This window comes from Paraburkholderia sp. DD10, assembly GCF_049177125.1.
Lineage (GTDB): Bacteria > Pseudomonadota > Gammaproteobacteria > Burkholderiales > Burkholderiaceae > Paraburkholderia > Paraburkholderia terricola.
This window is the reverse complement of sequence record NZ_CP185392.1, coordinates 2,533,704-2,547,860: the sequence shown is the minus strand read 5'-3', so window position 1 is coordinate 2,547,860 and position 14,157 is coordinate 2,533,704. Positions and strand designations below refer to the sequence as shown.

14 protein-coding genes are annotated in these 14,157 nt (G+C 63.5%); 13 read left to right on the top strand and 1 reads right to left on the bottom strand.

The features are described from left to right. Positions 1–73: 73 nt before the first annotated feature. Positions 74–1,366, bottom strand: coding sequence for an aspartate carbamoyltransferase (locus tag ACOCG7_RS11610; protein ID WP_073427326.1), 1,293 nt, complete (start codon positions 1,364–1,366; stop codon positions 74–76). Positions 1,367–1,762: 396 nt separating this feature from the next. Between ACOCG7_RS11610 and dapA the strand changes: the two genes are divergently transcribed. The 13 genes from dapA (at position 1,763) to ACOCG7_RS11545 (ending at position 14,142) form a co-directional block, all read left to right on the top strand. After that, on the top strand, positions 1,763–2,662 hold the full coding sequence (dapA, locus tag ACOCG7_RS11605; protein ID WP_421375541.1) for a 4-hydroxy-tetrahydrodipicolinate synthase: 900 nt from the start codon (positions 1,763–1,765) through the stop codon (positions 2,660–2,662). Between the two features lie 243 nt (positions 2,663–2,905). After that, positions 2,906–3,853 carry a M23 family metallopeptidase gene (locus tag ACOCG7_RS11600; protein ID WP_073427471.1) on the top strand — a complete coding sequence of 316 codons (948 nt, stop codon included), beginning with the start codon at positions 2,906–2,908 and terminating at the stop codon, positions 3,851–3,853. Beyond that, positions 3,846–4,241: a hypothetical protein gene (locus tag ACOCG7_RS11595; RefSeq protein ID WP_083081178.1), complete on the top strand. Its 396-nt coding sequence runs from the start codon at positions 3,846–3,848 to the stop codon at positions 4,239–4,241. Before ACOCG7_RS11600 ends, ACOCG7_RS11595 begins: the two co-directional genes overlap by 8 nt. Positions 4,242–4,359: 118 nt before the next feature. Continuing rightward, complete coding sequence (locus tag ACOCG7_RS11590) at positions 4,360–4,800, top strand: bactofilin family protein (protein ID WP_073427329.1); 441 nt, start codon at positions 4,360–4,362, stop codon at positions 4,798–4,800. 96 nt (positions 4,801–4,896) lie between these two features. After that, a complete protein-coding gene (locus ACOCG7_RS11585; RefSeq protein ID WP_143031901.1) occupies positions 4,897–5,124 on the top strand; it encodes a hypothetical protein in 228 nt (75 codons plus the stop codon). Between the two features lie 222 nt (positions 5,125–5,346). Continuing rightward, complete coding sequence (locus tag ACOCG7_RS11580; RefSeq protein WP_073427330.1) at positions 5,347–6,891, top strand: MFS transporter; 1,545 nt, start codon at positions 5,347–5,349, stop codon at positions 6,889–6,891. A 107-nt stretch (positions 6,892–6,998) separates the two neighbouring features. Beyond that, positions 6,999–7,718, top strand: a complete 720-nt coding sequence (locus ACOCG7_RS11575; RefSeq protein WP_073427472.1) for a hypothetical protein — start codon at positions 6,999–7,001, stop codon at positions 7,716–7,718. A gap of 264 nt (positions 7,719–7,982) precedes the next feature. Further along, complete coding sequence (locus tag ACOCG7_RS11570; RefSeq protein ID WP_083081176.1) at positions 7,983–8,504, top strand: winged helix-turn-helix transcriptional regulator; 522 nt, start codon at positions 7,983–7,985, stop codon at positions 8,502–8,504. Positions 8,505–9,039: 535 nt separating this feature from the next. Then, on the top strand, positions 9,040–9,321 hold the full coding sequence (locus ACOCG7_RS11565; protein ID WP_235004798.1) for a 2Fe-2S iron-sulfur cluster-binding protein: 282 nt from the start codon (positions 9,040–9,042) through the stop codon (positions 9,319–9,321). Positions 9,322–9,383: 62 nt separating this feature from the next. Beyond that, entirely contained in the window at positions 9,384–10,136 is a 753-nt protein-coding gene (locus tag ACOCG7_RS11560; protein WP_073427331.1) for an iron-containing redox enzyme family protein, read from the top strand. Between the two features lie 21 nt (positions 10,137–10,157). Next, positions 10,158–11,501, top strand: a complete 1,344-nt coding sequence (locus ACOCG7_RS11555) for an ATP-grasp domain-containing protein (RefSeq protein WP_154872592.1) — start codon at positions 10,158–10,160, stop codon at positions 11,499–11,501. A 2-nt stretch (positions 11,502–11,503) separates the two neighbouring features. Then, positions 11,504–12,844, top strand: a complete 1,341-nt coding sequence (locus ACOCG7_RS11550) for an ATP-grasp domain-containing protein (protein ID WP_154872593.1) — start codon at positions 11,504–11,506, stop codon at positions 12,842–12,844. A gap of 11 nt (positions 12,845–12,855) precedes the next feature. Next, positions 12,856–14,142: an ATP-grasp domain-containing protein gene (locus ACOCG7_RS11545; RefSeq protein ID WP_073427334.1), complete on the top strand. Its 1,287-nt coding sequence runs from the start codon at positions 12,856–12,858 to the stop codon at positions 14,140–14,142. Positions 14,143–14,157 lie beyond the last annotated feature (15 nt).

Below are 14,157 nucleotides of genomic sequence, written 5' to 3'. Positions count from 1 at the left end.
AGCGCAACGGGAGCGTCGCACCGTTCGCGATGCGCGGTTCACGCTCGCCGCCTGCGACATGCGCTCTGCCGTATCAATCGATGCCGTGAAACACGGCGTCGTCCGGGCCGAGATACGCGGGCGGGCGCCATGCGGCGTCGCGCATCGAATGCTGGACCAGCTTTTCGACGCCCAGCAGCACCGCGAAAATCGCCATCCGCACCGGAATGCCGTTGTCGGTCTGCCGGAAAATCGCCAGCCGTGAATCGTGATTCAGATCGACGCTCAGGTCGTTCGCGCCCGGCCGGCTGTCGCGCGGCAGCGGGTGCATGATCAGCGTATCGGTGCCGCACACGCTGTCGACCAGCGCCTGATTGATCTGGAAATCCGGCGTATAGCCCTCGAACGATTCGTCGGTGAAACGCTCTTTCTGAATGCGCGTGGCGTACACCACGTCCGCGCCGCGCAAGCCGTTGGGCAGATCGCTGGTCTGCTCGATCACGTGGCCGTTGCGCGAAATCTGCTCGATGATGTAGCCCGGCATCTCGAGCATGGGCGGCGAGACCAGCGTGAACTTGATGCCGCGATACAGCGCCAGCAGCTTGACCAGCGAGTGCACCGTGCGCCCGTACTTCAGGTCGCCCACCAGCGCGATATGCGCGCCGTCTACGATCTTGCCGAGCCGCGAAAACTCGCGCTGGATGGTGTAGAGATCGAGCAGCGCCTGACTCGGGTGTTCGCCGGGGCCGTCGCCGCCGTTGATCACCGGCACGTTGGTGGCGCGCGCGAATTCGGCCACCGAGCCTTGTTCCGGATGGCGGATCACCAGCGCGTCCACGTAGCCGCTCATCACGCGGCTCGTGTCGTAGATCGATTCGCCCTTGGCCATCGACGAAAACGTGAAGCCGGTCGTGTCGCACACCGAGCCGCCCAGCCGGCAGAACGCCGCACCGAAGCTCACACGCGTGCGCGTGCTGGCCTCGAAAAACAGATTGCCGAGCACGGCGCCTTCCAGCACACGCGAGATTTTTCGGCGCCGCGCGATCGGCTGCATGATGTCGGCCACACGAAACAGCGCCTCGACCGAGTCGCGCGAGAACTGATCGACCGACAGCAGTTGCGGCTTGCCCTCGAACAGCATCTGACTCGCGAGCGACTGTGAGTCTACGCTTTGCGTATATTTTTCGCCCGGCTCGCCGTGCACGACGATCTCGGACACGAAGCGCTCCACGATCTCCGGCATGGCCCGCGATTCCTGCGAGTCGTCCGGCAGGAGCCAGGTGTCGAGCGCCCGGCGCGATACGCCGATGCGGCCGGCGAAGGTGTCGCGGGTCATGTTCAGGCGACGCATCGCATCGCGTAGGAAGGCTTGTTGCGGGACGCTCATGCGGGCACCTGTCGGAAGGGAGGAAGTGTACGGGTGATGTACGCGGTGCGTATATTAGTTTCCCGGCGTCAGAAGTCAAGTCATTTTGCGATGGCTTTGCCAGGCAGCGCCGGACGCGGTTACACTGCGCTTCATGCATTCCGGCCAAACGCTCCGACTCCGTCCGTCAATCGCCGCGCGCTCCGCTTTCGCGAGCGCCGTGGTTGCACGCGCGAACCGTGCGGGCCTTTCAAGCGTTAGCGCCAAAGCCAAAAAACAGCCGCTCATCTGACCGGAGCACGCTGTTCCGTCAGATGTGCGACGGAACAGCCGGTCAACGCCCGCCTGCGGCATTTCCTGTCTTTCCTCCCTCGCACCGCTGTACGGAATCGATACGGTCGTCATCGAGGTAAAGACATGTCTATTTTTTCGGGTATCTGGGTTCCGCTCATCACGCCTTTCGCCGACGGCGAAGTCGATCACGCCGCGTTGCGCGCGTTGGTGCGCCGTTACGCCGACGCGGGCATCGCCGGGCTGGTCGCGCTGGGAACGACCGGCGAGCCGGCCGCGCTCGACGCCGCCGAACAGGACGCCGTGCTGGCGACGATTCTCGACGAAGCGAACGCCGCCGCCCGCGACGCGCACGATGCGCCGGCACTGCCGGTGCTGGTTGGCGTATCGGGCAATCACACGACGAGCATGCGCGAGCGCATCGAGCAACTGAACCCGCTGCCGATTGCCGGCGTGCTGATGGCCGCGCCGTATTACATCCGGCCGTCGCAGGCGGGCATCGTCGGCCATTTCACGGCGCTTGCCGATGCCAGCGAGAAGCCTGTCGTGCTCTACGACATTCCCTATCGAACCGGCGTGCGCATGGAACTCGGCACGCTGCTGACGCTCGCCGCGCATCCACGGATTCGCGCAATCAAGGATTGCGCCGGCTCGCTCGACACCACGCTAGCGCTGATTCGCGACGGCCGTTTGCGAGTGCTCGCCGGCGAGGACATGAATCTCTTCAACACCTTGTGTCTGGGCGGCAGCGGGGCGATAGCCGCGTCGGCGCATGTGCGCCCCGAGCGGTTTGTCGCGCTGTATCGCGCGCTCGCGGCGGGCCGCCTCGATGAAGGGCGGCGCATTTTTCACGCGCTCGCGCCGCTGATGGAGGCACTGTTCGCGGAACCGAATCCGGCGCCGGTGAAGGCGCTGCTGGCCGCCCAAGGGCTGATACGCGACGAATTGCGCATGCCGATGACGCGCGCTGGCGACGCGCTGGTCGCGCGGTTGCTCGCGCTGGAAGGTGATCTCACCTCGGCGTGAAGAATTTACATGTGCTTGCACCACATTGGGCAGGTTCGGAATATTCCGAGATGATCATTCGGCATGCCAGGTGATAATTGCGACACTTTTTTCACGATTATCACCGGGTTCGTCCGGTGCACGCCTTATGCAGTTATCCCTGTTAGTTCCGTTTGCCGATGTCTTGTCCTACTTAGTAGCAGCGCTCAATTCGTGCCATCCGCGCTCCGCGCGTCGTCGCTCGCCGTGCGTGTGGGGCCGCTGATGTCCTCCGTCCTTTTTTCCGGCCGCCTGAGCAGCGGCTCTATCAGCTTCGTTACTCGCCGCACCGCTGTGATCATCGCCGCCAGCGCAGCCCTCAGCACGGCGGCGCTGGCGCTCGCCGCCGGCATCGCGATCGGCTTGCACTGGCCGGCCGAAGCATCCGGCAATCCCGACTCGGGCCGTGTCGAGCGCGACTATACGATCGGTGAACTCGGCAAGTTGAACGCGTCGGTGGCGCAGATCGAACCGCGTATTGCGCGCCTGACCGCGCAGATCGGCGCGCTGCACGATTTCGAGTCGCGTCTGAATACACCCAGGCGGTCGCCACGCGCGCCGGCCATGCCGGCTGGCGCTGAAGACCTGGCTGGCGATAGCGAGGGCGGTCCTTTATTGCCGCCGCGCCGCTGCGTCGACGTGAGCGCGCAGCCCGGCGATCGCGCCGACCCCGCGCGCACCCGGCAACAACTGGACTGCATGTCGGCGGTGCTGTCGTCATTGGAACGGGAGAGCGCCGGCCTCCAGATGGCCTATAACGCGTTTCCCGGCCGCATGCCTGCCGACGGCGCGCGCTTCGGCTCACCGTTCGGCAACCGCGCCGATCCGTTCACGCGTCGTTTGAGCTTTCATTCCGGCATCGATCTGGTCGCGTCAACCGGTACGCCGATTCTGGCGGCGGCCGGCGGCCGCGTGATCTTCGCCGGCGAAAAGTCGGGTTATGGCAAGGTGGTCGAAATCGATCATGGCAATGGTTTCATGACACGCTACGGCCACGCGTCGCGCATTCTCGTGCATGCAGGCGATCTCGTACTGCCGCGCCAGCATGTCGCCGACGTCGGTTCGACCGGGCGTTCCACCGGTCCGCATCTGCACTTCGAGGTGCTGGTCAACGGCGTGCACGTCGATCCGGCCGCCTACCTCGCGCTCTTCGCACCCGCACGTCATGGATGAGCGGCGTTTCTCCCGTAATGCGATCGGCCTCACGCAGCGCGCCTATACATTGCAGCCCGCGCGTTCGCTCGGCGTTCGCGTGATGCTGTGGCTAGCCGCGTGCGCGGCCAGCGCCGCCATCGGCGCAACGGCCCTGATGGCCTGGCAAGCGCAGCGCGCCGGAGCGCTTGCGGACTCGTGCCATGCGGCGCCCGTCCCGCCGGATGTCGTGCAGGCGGAACTCGAGCGCACACGCCTTGCGCTGGCACAGGAAACAGCGGCGCGCGGCGCCGTGCAGAAAACCGCCGACAGCGCGGCTGCCGAAGTCGCGCGTTTGACCAGCCAACTGCAGTTTCTGCAAGGGCGGGGCAAGACGAAAGCCGCTTCTGCAACGGCGTCGAGCCGCTGAGCACGCTCACGCAGCAACCCGGCAACCGCGCCTGACGCAAGCGCCGGACAAGCAAGCCCACCCCCGCTCGTCGCGTGGGACATCACGCGACAACCATTTCCATTCCCGAGAGATCTTTATGTTCAGCAAGAAAAAAACCCCCGGTATCCAGCAATCCAAACTCGCCACCCTGGTCGCTCACGACGTGCGCATCGCGGGCGACCTGCAGTTCAGCGACGGCCTGCGCATGGACGGTCACGTGAAGGGCAACGTCAGCGGCGAGCCGGGCAGTCAGACGCTGCTGGTATTGAGCGACCGCGGCTCCGTCGAGGGCAACGTGCACGGTTATGACGTGGTGATCAACGGCCGGATCGTCGGAGACGTGATTGCCGATCACTTCGTCGAGTTGCAAAGCAACGCGCACGTGACGGGCAACATCTATTACCAGCAATTGCGGATGGATTGCGGCGCCTCGGTGGACGGCAAGCTCACCAAGCGCGAAACCGCGCATGCGGCGCCGCTGCTGGTGGCGGTGACGGACACGCCGTATGAGGAGCGCGAGGACCGCAAGGCGGGCTAGGCGGCCGTGAGGCGCTTCGAACCAAGCCCGCACGGCTTGGCTGTCGCGAAGCGCTTGGAACCGAGCCGGCTGCGACTGGCGTCGCGCGAAGTTGTCGTGGCCGAGCGCTTCGCCGCATTCGCCGGCTATTCACCCATTCATTCGCCCTTGTTTGCCCACTTGTTTGCCCAAGCAAGCCGCGCGCACCTTCACCCTCCAGAACATTCCAGAACATCAGCGACCTCGCATGACAGAAAGGTCGACATCGTCGTGATCGGCACAGGCCGCACCGAAGCGACGCAGGAAGAAATCCTCCGGATCGATGCCGGGTCAGTGTCCCGATGACATTCCCGCCGGAGAGGCGGAGCCTCGATTTCGACAGTCTTACGAAACTAGTTGCATTTCGATACCAAATTGCCTACGATCCGAGTGGTTGCACATTAAAACCATTTGGCCGGTAATGCCGCCATCTGGTTCCCGCTCGAACCGCCTGTCCAGCCGGCTCTTCTTGCCCGAAATCTCCGGCTGGCGGCGCGTTCGTCAAACATCGGATTTGGAAGAGTGACAATGGACATCTCATACGCCCGCTCTGGTCGAAACACGATTGCCCTCGCCGCGATTTGTCTCGCCCAGCTCATGTTCGCGCTGGAAATCTCCAGCGTCCCCGTTATCCTGCCGACGCTCGAAAGGCTGCTGCATGCGGACTTCCGCGACATTCAGTGGATCATGAACGCGTACACGATCGCGTGTACCACCGTGTTGATGGCGGCCGGCACACTCGCTGACCGCTACGGAAGAAAGCTTCTCTTCATGACTAGCCTCGTGGTGTTCGGCGTGGCGTCGCTGATCTGCGGGCTCACGCAGAGCGCCCCGCTGCTCATCGCGAGCCGTTTCGTGCAAGGCATGGGCGGCGGCTCGATGTTCATATGCCTGATCGCCATTCTTTCCAACCAGTTCAAGGAAGGCCACGAACGCATCAAGGCGTTCGGTATCTGGGGCATTTTTCTCGGTTTCGGGCTCGGTTTCGGCCCGATCATCGGTGGCGTGATCGCCGAGTTGGCTGGCTGGAAGTGGGTGTTCCTCGTCCACGTTCCGTTAGCCATTCTGACGTTCTTCCTGGCGATCGGTAGCATAGAGGAGTCGCGCGATCCGGACGCGCGCAAGCTCGACCTCGCCGGCATCGTCACGCTCTCGCTCGCCGTCTTCGGGCTCACCTGGTACATCACGCAAGGCTCTGAGCAGGGCTTCACGAGCCGCGGCTCGCTGTACATCATTGCGGCTACGATCCTGAGCTTCGTTCTGTTTCTCGTGGCCGAGCGAGTGAACGCGCATCCCATGTTCGACTTCTCGGTCTTTCGAATCCGCAAGTTTTCCGGTGCGATCATGGGTTCGATCGGCATGAACTTCAGCTTCTGGCCGTTCATTATTTTCCTGCCGATCTTCTACCAGGGCGCGCTGCACTACGACATCGTCGCGGCAGGCCTCTCGTTGCTGGCCTATACACTGCCGACGCTCGTCATTCCGCCTGTCGCCGAGCGGCTATCGCATCGCTATCAGCCGGGCGTCATCATTCCTCTCGGCATGTTCACGATCGGCCTCGGATTCATTCTGATGCGTTTCGGCGCGAGCGCTGAACATGCCAGCGGCTTCACGATGCTGCCGGGCTCGCTGCTCGCGGGCATCGGACTCGGCCTGACCAACACGCCCACCACCAATACCACCACGGGCTCGGTGCCGTCGAATCGTGCCGGCATGGCCTCGGGAATGGACATCAGCGCACGGTTGATCAGTCTCGCCATCAATATCGCGGTGATGGGCTTCGTGCTGGTGGCGGGCATCAGCGATTACCTCAAGAACGTCCTGCCGAGTGTGTTCGACGCGGCACAGCGCCAGTCGCTCGCCGAGCACATCGCGGCCGGCAGCGTGGAAGGGCTGACTGAACGCTTCCCCGCGCTCGTGCAGGCGGACCCCTCTGGCGCGGTCCTGCACGGCGCACTGGTGCACGGCTTTGGCTGGGTCATGCTCTATGGCGGGCTCGGGGTGTGGGCGCTGGGCGCGGTCAGCCTGGTGCTGTTCGGCACGCAGCGCTCGGCGCAACGCGCGAGCGTCTGATACCGGCAAACGGACGGCATGGTCCCGCGCCGCGCAAGACGGTCCGGTCGCACGGCGCGGCGTGAGAAAAAGAAGGCGAACCGAACGAAAACGCGATGGAGCAGCCGATGAACGATCTCCTGAAGCACGTGCTGGATGCCTACGGCGGCCTCGACCGCTGGCATTCGCATTCGCGGTTGAGTGTAAAGAGCGCGACGGGCGGACCGTTCTGGCCGTCGAAGGGTATTGCCGAGAACCACGGCTGGGGCAACGTGACGATTCGCACGGCGAGCGAATGGACTCGCATAGCGCCATACGGTGCGCCAGATCGAACGATGACGTTCGTGCCGGAGCGGGTCGTCATCGAAGACGGCGATCGACAGATCGTGCAGGAACTCGTCGATCCTCGCGCGGCTTTCAAGGGCTACGGTCCACATTCCTATTGGGACGCATCCCGCCAGGCCTACTTCAACGGCTACGCGCTCTGGACCTATCTCGCCACACCGTTTCTGCTGGCGCAGCCGGGTGTCGAGCTCACCGAGGGTGCGCCGTCGTACGAAGACGGTGAAGTGTGGCGCGTCCTCGACGTGTTGCTGCCGGAAACGATCGCCAGTCACAGTGCGGCTCAGCGCTTTTACTTCGGACCCGACTACCTGCTGCGTCGCCAGGACTACCGCCTGGATGTCTCGGGAGGCACGCAGGTCGCGCATTACGTGTCCGATTTCGTCGAAGTGGAGGGCCTGCGCTTTCCGTCGAAGCGACGTGCGTATCCGCGAGGTGAGGGCGGCCAGCCGGATCGCAATCAGTTGTTGGTGTGGATCCGCTTCGATGAGTTTCGCTTCGATTGACGGGCTCGCGAGTAGGCGCATCGCGAAGCGAACGTGGGCGGGAATCTATCCACGAAGCATTAGATAACGCTTGTGGCGGTAAAAAGAAGTTTTATAATGGAACCAGCCGTGTCGACGTTTCACACGGCTGTTCTTGTCGAAGAGGGTGGTCCGCGCGTCGTGCGCCATCTTCTAACGGGCGTAAATGACTGCTCGACGGGGAACGTAGCCGTTGAGGTCTATGTAATCGGTCGGGCCAGTTTGTCAGGCAGCTGGAGGGCCGCGATGGTGAAGCGAACGAGTCACAAGGCAACGGGTTGTCCCATCGCGCGCCCGCTGGACGCCATAGGCGACTGGTGGTCGCTCCTGATCATCCGCGATGCTTTCGATGGCTACGAGCGCTTCGGTGAATTCCAGAAGAGTCTCGGTCTTGCAAAGAACATCCTGACGACACGGCTGCGCAATCTCGTTGAGCACGGCATTCTGGAAACGGCGCCGGCTTCGGACGGCAGCGCCTATCAGAAGTATGTCCTCACGAAGAAAGGGCTCGGTCTCTTTCCACTGCTGGTGGCGTTGCGTCAGTGGGGCGAGGAGCATTTCTTCGAGCCGTCCGAACTCGATGTTCGCCTCGTCGATCGCAAGTTCGGTCAGCCTGTCAAACGGCTCGAGCTTCGTTCGCAAGACGGGCGTTTGCTGGGCCCGGAGGATGCCGAAGTACGAAAGATCAGCAGTGGTTTGCGCGCATCGCCCCGGCCGTCGTCCGCACAGCAGGTCAACGACGGTCGCCGTAAAAAAGATCCAGCCTGACGATCCGCTTCATTGCGGTTTTGGCGATGTCCATTCGAGTCATCGCCGATCGTCGGGTGAATGACAGTTCTTCCCAACGTTCCCGGCCGATAACCACGGTCCGAACTCGCACCGACAGCGTTGCACGAGCTGCGGTCGCGTAGGTGACGTTTCAACCTTTGAAGATTTATTCGCAACGCCAACTCTTCCAGTGAGAGTTTTCGGCGTGCGCTCGTTTTGCACTGGCCGGGTAGCCAGGTATTCGCGCATGCATAAAGGCGCCATTGCACCGGATTCGCTGCTTCAATATTATTTCCGCGCTATGAAGTAGTTACATACCAGAAGCCGAAAAAACGGAGCTATCGAAGTCTGGTTTTCGATAAAAAGGTATTTGCAAGAACGTCGATTAAAATAGTTGCAAGTTGAAACCTCAACATCTATATTGTGAACCGTTGTCCTGGAGAAGATCGTTGCCAGCACGTAGTTATTAAAACTGAATAAAACGTTTTGCTGTCGCTCAAACTAGATCGGGGTGGCCATGTGCATCGTGAAGCTCATGCCTCAGGGCATTGAAGTCGCATTGCCGGCGGGGAGTCCGTTGACCGAACTCGAATTCGAGTTGTACGGCCAGGAATCTATTCCGTTCGGCTGTAAAGCCGGCGTATGCGGCGCCTGTGTCATTGAAGTGCAGGAAGGTCTGGATCATCTCGGCAATAAAGGCAAGGACGAAAAGACTTTCCTCGAATCTCTAGGTTATCCGGACGAGATATTCAGATTGGCATGTCAGTGCCGTGTCACCGGAGCGGTAATCATCAAAGTCGCGGATTCACAGGTTTAACCCATTCCCGCAACACCTCTTTTTGCGTAGTTATTTCATTATCATCTTTCAAGGAATGAGCCATGAGTAATCGCGTTAAAAATGTCGGCTTAAAAGATCGCATTCCGTTCATTAATGCGGAAAGATCACTCCAGCTGCGTAAGCAAATCGATGCCATTATCGACGGGCAGATCGAGAACTGGTATGAAACCGTGCCGTATGCCGCCCATCTGGAAGGAAAGAAAATCGACTCCGATTATTATCAGCGTCACCTGATCGAAACCGCCTGGCGGATTCGCCTGTTGCGGGTGGTCGAGTCGAAAACACTCGCCGAAGTCGCCAAGCAGAGCCCGGAGGCGGCGCAAATCTGGGCGAATTACGAGCGCGAGGAGATGTTGCACGACGAGCTGTTCGTTCAGGACCTCGAACGCGCCGGTGTCTCCCGCGAGCAGTTTCTCGCGACCGAACCGTATCTGTCGACCAAGCTGCTCAGCGGCTACTTCTCGTATCTGCTCGATCACGAGGGCCCGCTCGGCGTGATCGCCTATTCGTATCTGGTCGAGTACGTCAACGTGAAGCTCGAGCCGCGCAAGCTCAAGGCGCTCAAGGAGTCGGTGGGCGAAACGAACATCACGGGCCAGATTGCGCATTCGCATACCGACATCAACGACGATCATCCCGGTGAAGTCTGGCAGGCGATCCGCTATCTGCTGCGCAGCGATGACGACATCGACTCGCTCAAGCGCTACCTGCGCGAGCACCAGACCGTCCTCGCGCTCTACTTCAAGGAACTCTACGAAGACAAAATTCTGCCGACGCTCAAGGCGGCGGCCTGACCAATCAGGGGAGACGAGGCGATGTCGTCCGATGGCGTTTTAATTCTGAGTCACTGCGGCTTTTCGTTCGCGGAGGACCTGATCGCGGCGATCAAGGCGCGCGGCCTGCTTCCGTTCGTGCTGAGTTCGCGGCCCGTGCCGGAGCACGGGGAACAGCGGCTGCAAACACTGCGCGATCATGCGGCGGCGGTCTTCGCGACCGATTCGCATGTGTTGCGGATGGAGGACGTCGAAGACGCCGTCGCCTCGTTGCGCGCGGCGGGCCAAACGGTGCTTGCCTGCATCAGCGTGTGGGAAGGCTACCGTCCGCTCATGGCCGAGGCCAACAGCCGGCTCGGCGTGAGCGATCTTTCCGCGCAGCGGATCGAGTTTCTGCGCGACAAGCATGCCGTGCGCAACGCGCTCCATCACGCCGGGCTTTCGCGGGTCACGGCGCGGCGCGTGACGCCGGCCGTGCTCGATGAATTGCGGCGCGACGCGCAGGCGTGGTTCATCAAGCCGGTGCGAGGCATCGCGTCCTACGGTGCGTTCCGGCTCTCGCCTGACACCACATGGGCCACGCTCGAGGCGATCGGCGAGCATGCGCGGGCCGACACGGTCTACGCTTCGGCGCTCGGCGAGCACGTCGAGTTCATCGCCGAAGGCTATCTCGCGGGCACCGAATTCAGCTTCGAACTGCTGGTCTCGCACGGCAAGCCGTTCGTGCTCGGCGTCCACGAAAAGTGCGAACTGACCGAAGCCAACGGCACGGTGCTCGAAGACAGTTGCACGAGCCCGCCGGCGTCGCTTGCCGCGGGCGATCTCGCGAGCGGCCTCGACTGGCTGCGCGCCGTATTCGAGCAACTCGAACTCGGCAGTGGCTGCTTTCATGTCGAAGCGCGCTTTGACGGCGCGCGCTGGGATCTCATCGAGATCAATCCCCGGGTGGGCGGCAGCCTCATCTCGCACAGCGTGAAGGCGCTCAACGAGGAAGCCGGCATGCTCGAACTCTGGCTGGACCTGCTGCTGGAGCAAAGCGGCGGCACGCAGCACCGTGCGTTTGCCGAACGCCTGCAACGCCTCGCCTACACCGCCGACGGCACGCCGCCGAGCGAGTTCGCCACGTTCTTTCGCGTCTACTTTGCGACGCCCGGCGAGATTGAACGCATCGAGACACGCACCGACGGCCGCCGCCCGTTGATCGCGCAAATCCTGCTCAAGCCCGGCGACGTCGTGCCGGCCACGCCACGCGAAGCGTTCCTCGGTCAACTGCTTTGGCGCATGACGCGCGCCGAGCGTGACGCGGCGCTTCCCGACCTGCTCGCGGCCTCCGTCACCGCGCTCGACGTGCACTACAGAACGACAACGCCCGCATTGGAGACCTGATCGTGAACGCTAACCGACCGCTGCTGCTGATCGTCGACTACAACCTGACCCGCGTGGCCGATGTCGCGCACATCGCGTCTTACGCACGCCAGCGGTATGGCGCGGAGATCGCGCTGATCCGCGCGAATCCGACCGAGCGGGACTCGCTGCTGTGCGAATACCTGATCGACCTCGATCCGCTCGCACCGAATTTCGTCGACGAGGCGCTCTACTATCTGAAGTCGTGGCGCGAACGCCTGCGCGCCGGCATGGTGTTCTCCGACAACGCGGTGCAAAGCGGTGCGGCGCTTCTCGAACGGCTCGGCCTGGTCGTCGATTCGGCGGCGCTCGCCGCCAACGCGTACAGCAAACGCGATTACCGGGTGTGCGAGGCGCGCGTGCGCGATCTGCTCGAAGCGCAAGGCATGCTGGTGCCCGATTGCGTCGAAGTGCACGACGTCGACGACCTGGGCCGCTTCGCTAGCGCGCACGAGGGCGGCTTCGTGGTCAAGCCTTCGTGCGAGGGCAACAATCGCGGCGTCGTGATCGTGGCGCCGGGCGACAGCCTCGACGCCGCGTTCGCGGCAGTCGCGCCGTACCTGGAGCGCGGCGCGATCTGCGAATCGTTCATTTCGTTTGCGCGTGAGTTTTCGTTCGACGGCGTGGGCGCCACGCACTTCATCACCGAGAAGGTGAGCGCGCAAGGCCGCTATCCGGTCGAGGTCGCGCAAATCCTGCCCGCGCGTCTCACCGCCGCCGAACAGGCGACGCTCGTGCGGGCGGGGCGGGTCGCGAATCTGCTCGTGGGCCAATTGCGCGGCCCCTTTCACAACGAGATCAAGCTCGACGACACGGGCTTGCGCGCCGCGGTGGTCGAACCGAATCGCCGTCCCGCCGGCATGAAGATCTGGACGATCGCGCGGGAAGTCTATGAGATCGACTTCTACGCGCTGTGGGTCGACGCGGCCTTCGGCGTCGTGCGTGAGCCGGCGCTCGTCAGCGCCGGCCGACAGGCCGCGACCGTCATGCTCGGCGTGCCCGCGGACGGCCGGCTCACGCCGCCCGACGCGGACGAAGGCGCCGAACTTTTCGACCGCGCACTCGCTCGCGCCGCCGCGCTGCTGGGCACGGACGCGCTGCGGCGCGTCGAGTTCGGCTGGCTCTCCGAAACCGCGCGCTTCATTCCCGCCCTGCCGCGCGATAACGCGGACTTCGCCGCACAGGCCTGCTTCGCGCTGGAAAGCGACGTGCACGACATGCGCAGCGTGGTCGCCACGGTACGCGCGGTCTGGTTGTCGGTGCTCGCCGAGGCGTGCCACATCTTCGAGCCGGCGAACGCAGCCGCGTCGCTCGCCATCGCGTGAACGGAGAGATCATGAAGATTCTTGTCCTGCATCGCGTGCCCTATCCGCGTATCGAATACGCGCGCGGCATCGATCACGAACAGCACGACGTGACTTACCTCGGCGTCGCCGATCTGCTCGCGACGCTGCCCGCCGATCTGCGCTGCGAACGCGTGGAGCGTCCCGTTGAACTCGGTCCGTTCGAGGCGGCGCACGCGTGGATCACGCGCACGGCGCGTCCGGTCGATCGCGTGATCGCTCTGTCGGAATACGACCTGGTCGACGCCGCGCGGTTGCGCGAATGGCTCGGCATACCCGGTGCGACGCTCGAACAGGTGCGTCTGGTGCGCGACAAGGTGGTGATGAAGGAGGCCGTGCGCGCGGCGGGTCTGCGCGTGCCGCGCTTCATCGGCTTAGCTGGGTTTCTGCATGAGCCGGCCGGCACACCCTGGCGCGCGCGCACCGTGCTCAAGCCGTTGAGCGGCGCATCGAGCGAAGACGTCGTTATCTTCGAGACGCCGGCGGCCGCTGCCGCCGCGATCTCCGCGCGCCGCTGCGGCGTGGCGCGTCTCGACGCGCCGGAGCCGGCGATCGATGGCTACGAAGTCGAGGAATTCGTCGACGGCGACATCGTGCATTTCGACGGACTCGTCGCCAATCGCGAGGTGCTCACGCTCACGGCGAGCCGCTACATCGGCACCTGCCTCGGCTACGCGAAAGGACAGCCGCTCGGCTCGTATCACTTTCCCGTGTCGGCACGGATTCGCGACTGGGTCGTGGCCGCGCTCGCGGCGGTCGGCATCCGTCAGGGCAGCTTTCATCTGGAGGCCATCGAGGACGGCGACGAACTCGTGTTCCTCGAAGTCGGCAATCGGGTAGGGGGCGCCGACGTCGTGGCGACTTTCGAATACGCGACGGGCGTCCATCTGCCGTCGGAGGAACTGCGCATTCTGCTCGAGGGCAAGCCTTCGCGCGCGCTGCCGCCGACGCAGCCGCGGACCCAGGCGCGCTGGCACGGCTGGTTCGTATTTCCCGGCCACACGCTTGCGGGGACCACGTACGAGGATATCGGGGGCATTGCGAGGTTTCGCGGCGACCCGGCGCTCGTGCGCTGGCTCGAGTTGCCCGCGGGCGCCGCGCTGCCGCGGCGAGTCACCTACTCGGCGAACGAGGCGCCGCTCGCCGGGATCGTGGCGTACGGCAGTTGGCAGGGTACGCGCGACTGGATCGACGCCCTGTTCGCCGCGGCCACCCAGATGCGTGAACCGGCGCCGCCCGTTTGCGCCTGGCCGCACGCCGTACCCGCCGTACTGCAATGAGCGCGCGGCGCCTCG

What these genes read in the sequence shown, in the direction of transcription:
- ACOCG7_RS11560 (WP_073427331.1), top strand. Translation starts at nt 9,384, where the DNA reads ATGAGTAATCGCGTTAAAAATGTCGGCTTAAAAGATCGCATTCCGTTC.
- ACOCG7_RS11610 (WP_073427326.1), bottom strand. Translation starts at nt 1,366, where the DNA reads ATGAGCGTCCCGCAACAAGCCTTCCTACGCGATGCGATGCGTCGCCTG.
- ACOCG7_RS11555 (WP_154872592.1), top strand. Translation starts at nt 10,158, where the DNA reads ATGTCGTCCGATGGCGTTTTAATTCTGAGTCACTGCGGCTTTTCGTTC.
- ACOCG7_RS11580 (WP_073427330.1), top strand. Translation starts at nt 5,347, where the DNA reads ATGGACATCTCATACGCCCGCTCTGGTCGAAACACGATTGCCCTCGCC.
- ACOCG7_RS11545 (WP_073427334.1), top strand. Translation starts at nt 12,856, where the DNA reads ATGAAGATTCTTGTCCTGCATCGCGTGCCCTATCCGCGTATCGAATAC.
- ACOCG7_RS11600 (WP_073427471.1), top strand. Translation starts at nt 2,906, where the DNA reads ATGTCCTCCGTCCTTTTTTCCGGCCGCCTGAGCAGCGGCTCTATCAGC.
- ACOCG7_RS11590 (WP_073427329.1), top strand. Translation starts at nt 4,360, where the DNA reads ATGTTCAGCAAGAAAAAAACCCCCGGTATCCAGCAATCCAAACTCGCC.
- ACOCG7_RS11575 (WP_073427472.1), top strand. Translation starts at nt 6,999, where the DNA reads ATGAACGATCTCCTGAAGCACGTGCTGGATGCCTACGGCGGCCTCGAC.
- ACOCG7_RS11595 (WP_083081178.1), top strand. Translation starts at nt 3,846, where the DNA reads ATGGATGAGCGGCGTTTCTCCCGTAATGCGATCGGCCTCACGCAGCGC.
- dapA (WP_421375541.1), top strand. Translation starts at nt 1,763, where the DNA reads ATGTCTATTTTTTCGGGTATCTGGGTTCCGCTCATCACGCCTTTCGCC.
- ACOCG7_RS11570 (WP_083081176.1), top strand. Translation starts at nt 7,983, where the DNA reads ATGGTGAAGCGAACGAGTCACAAGGCAACGGGTTGTCCCATCGCGCGC.
- ACOCG7_RS11565 (WP_235004798.1), top strand. Translation starts at nt 9,040, where the DNA reads ATGCCTCAGGGCATTGAAGTCGCATTGCCGGCGGGGAGTCCGTTGACC.